Here is a 2360-nt window from a genome sequence, read left to right as displayed (position 1 = left end):
GGCTCTGTTAAAGTTTAATGTTGATATTTATAGAAAAAACAGAACTTCCATAAAATTGGAAGTTCTGTTTGGTTTTATTATCTTATTGAACTAACGCACCCGTTAATTTAAGTACACCTTTTCACAATATACAAAAGAAGTATAAAAAAGTGCAGGAAACAAGATTTCCATACACTTTTTTACCTTAACTATTTATTTAATAGAATTTCCGTTTCAGAAATAAGTTCTTGAAGTATTTCAAGCCCCTGTCTTGTGCTATCTATGCTTGGAGAAAGTAATGTGATAATTTTATCTATTCTTTTCTTGTATCCCAGTGGCTTCGTATCAAACCCGTCAATCATTCGAACTGCTTTTTTCTCATTGATACAATATTCTTCATTCATAGCAAATAAGACTTGATTTAGACATGAGATGGTTCGAAAACAGTGACCTGTAACATACGAAATATCATCCTTATCAACATTATCTTTAGCAAACATTAAAGAAAAGGATGCTTCAAACATAAAGTAACCAATTATTGCATCTTTTAAAGGTTTTGGATATGGCATGGTTTTGGATTTTAGCTTCGCAATTCGATTCGTTTTGTCATCCAGTATTTTGCAGATGGAGACTTCACCCATATACATAACATTTAGATAAGCATGTGGATGTCCAGTATGGTAATGAGTTAAAACGTTACCTAACAAACAATCATCAATTACTTGTTCCACTCTATTGACATCACGAAATATTAAATCAACGTGATAACCCTGAACAACAATCCATCCACCACCGTTTATCCAAGCACCCCACTCGCCTAAAGATGTAACTAAATTCTCTCTATGTTCATCATCCATTTTGGTAGCAACCCTACTAACTTCGTTGACATCAAAACCTGCCGATTCATCATAGTATATTCCAATGTCAATATCAGAAGTTGAATGATTAGTTCCTCTTGCTCTTGAGCCTCCTAAAACTATTCCTACAATGCCAGGTAACCCGTTCAGTTCTTTAATTATTTCATTTAAAATATTTTGTGCAGTCATAAATTTTTCAACTCCCATATATTTAATATTATCTATCCGTTACTTATCCATTTCTTCGTCCTCCATTTCATTCAACCTGGCATTGTCGATTATCTTATATATAATTATAATATAAATTCTCTTTTTCAAAGTAATAAACGTATAAATTGGCTTGAAGGTTCTTCAACTCTTCTGCCCGTTAGTTAAATAAAGAAATAACCTTTATACAGTAAACTTAGATAATCTAAGTGTATCATATGTTTCTATATTTGGAATTAAATTCCCTTTTATTATCATATCGTTTATTGTGACTTCGTTTCTCTGATGATGGATGCTCTCTAACACTTGAAACCACGCAAGATAATTGTTCAGATACTTGGTCGCCACGCCGTTAAAGCGCTGTATCCAACCTTTCAGTCTTCGGTGGTAGTTGTTGACGTTCTGGATGTGATATAGACCCTTGGTGCGAATTTTACCGTCAGACTTAAACTGGTAAATGGATATATCCTTTTCGGCGGCATAGGTTTTAAAGGCACGCCAAGCATCGGTGCATAACACATTCTCAGTGGAAAGTTTATGCCCGATGGCTTTGTCTAATTGCTCTTTTGTTAATCGCCCCATACCTAATGTCTGTGAGAAAGTCATTTTGTCACGGTCTCTTGCGACCAGGACACACACCTGTTCCTTGCTTATGCCACGTTTCTTTGCGGAACCGCCCCGTTTACGCGGCTTTCTATCTTTAATCTTCCTTTGCCCTTTTTCCGAGTACAGGAAATAGGTCTCGTCCATTTCAACGATACCTTGGAAATTGGAGATTTCCATTTGTTTTAATGCCGTTAGGAGCTTGTGCCTCCAATAGAATAAGGTGACGTGAGTAACGTTACCAATCAACTCCGCTGATTTACGAAGGGAATAGCCTTCTATCATACATTCGATAAATTTCATCCATCGATTGAGATGACGGGTTCGATATAATGCCGTATTGGTGAGGTCCGTAAATGTCATTCGACAGGCTTTACAGCGGTATCGTTGTTTCTTCACTTCTTCGCCATCCACGATAGTGGAGTATTTTCCAAAGCGCACAATATGTTCTGACTCGCAATCAGGACACCGATAGCCATCCTTATTTTTACGTTCCGAGATTTCTTCCAGTACCGTTCCTGTGGAAGATGAGGCGGTAAGAGCATCGATTAAATATTCCCGTAACCGATGTTTTTCCGCTGGATTAAGTTTTTGAATGGCTTTAAGGATATCGGTTGCTCTCACAGTCATCACCAACTCATATTTGATGACTCTATTATAGAACATTTGTTCGATTTTGGCAATTATCAACAACAAACTTTAACAGAGCCTTTT

Annotated in this window: 2 protein-coding genes; both read right to left on the bottom strand. The window is 36.6% G+C overall.

The window, feature by feature from the left end:
* Positions 1-188: 188 nt before the first annotated feature.
* Positions 189-1025 carry a nucleotidyltransferase domain-containing protein gene (locus JCM13188_RS17085; protein WP_054755034.1) on the bottom strand — a complete coding sequence of 279 codons (837 nt, stop codon included), beginning with the start codon at positions 1023-1025 and terminating at the stop codon, positions 189-191.
* Between the two features lie 201 nt (positions 1026-1226).
* Complete coding sequence (locus tag JCM13188_RS17080; RefSeq protein ID WP_054755035.1) at positions 1227-2276, bottom strand: IS1595 family transposase; 1050 nt, start codon at positions 2274-2276, stop codon at positions 1227-1229.
* Positions 2277-2360 lie beyond the last annotated feature (84 nt).

Origin of the sequence: Piscibacillus salipiscarius JCM 13188, assembly GCF_001311865.1 — a bacterium.
GTDB lineage: Bacteria > Bacillota > Bacilli > Bacillales > Alkalibacillaceae > Piscibacillus > Piscibacillus salipiscarius.
Note: the sequence above shows the minus strand (reverse complement) of the source record. Positions and strands in the feature narration are given on the sequence as shown.

Excerpts from the sequence above, each read along its gene's own strand:
- JCM13188_RS17085 (WP_054755034.1), bottom strand. The coding sequence starts at position 1,025 with ATGACTGCACAAAATATTTTAAATGAAATAATTAAAGAACTGAACGGG.
- JCM13188_RS17080 (WP_054755035.1), bottom strand. The coding sequence starts at position 2,276 with ATGACTGTGAGAGCAACCGATATCCTTAAAGCCATTCAAAAACTTAAT.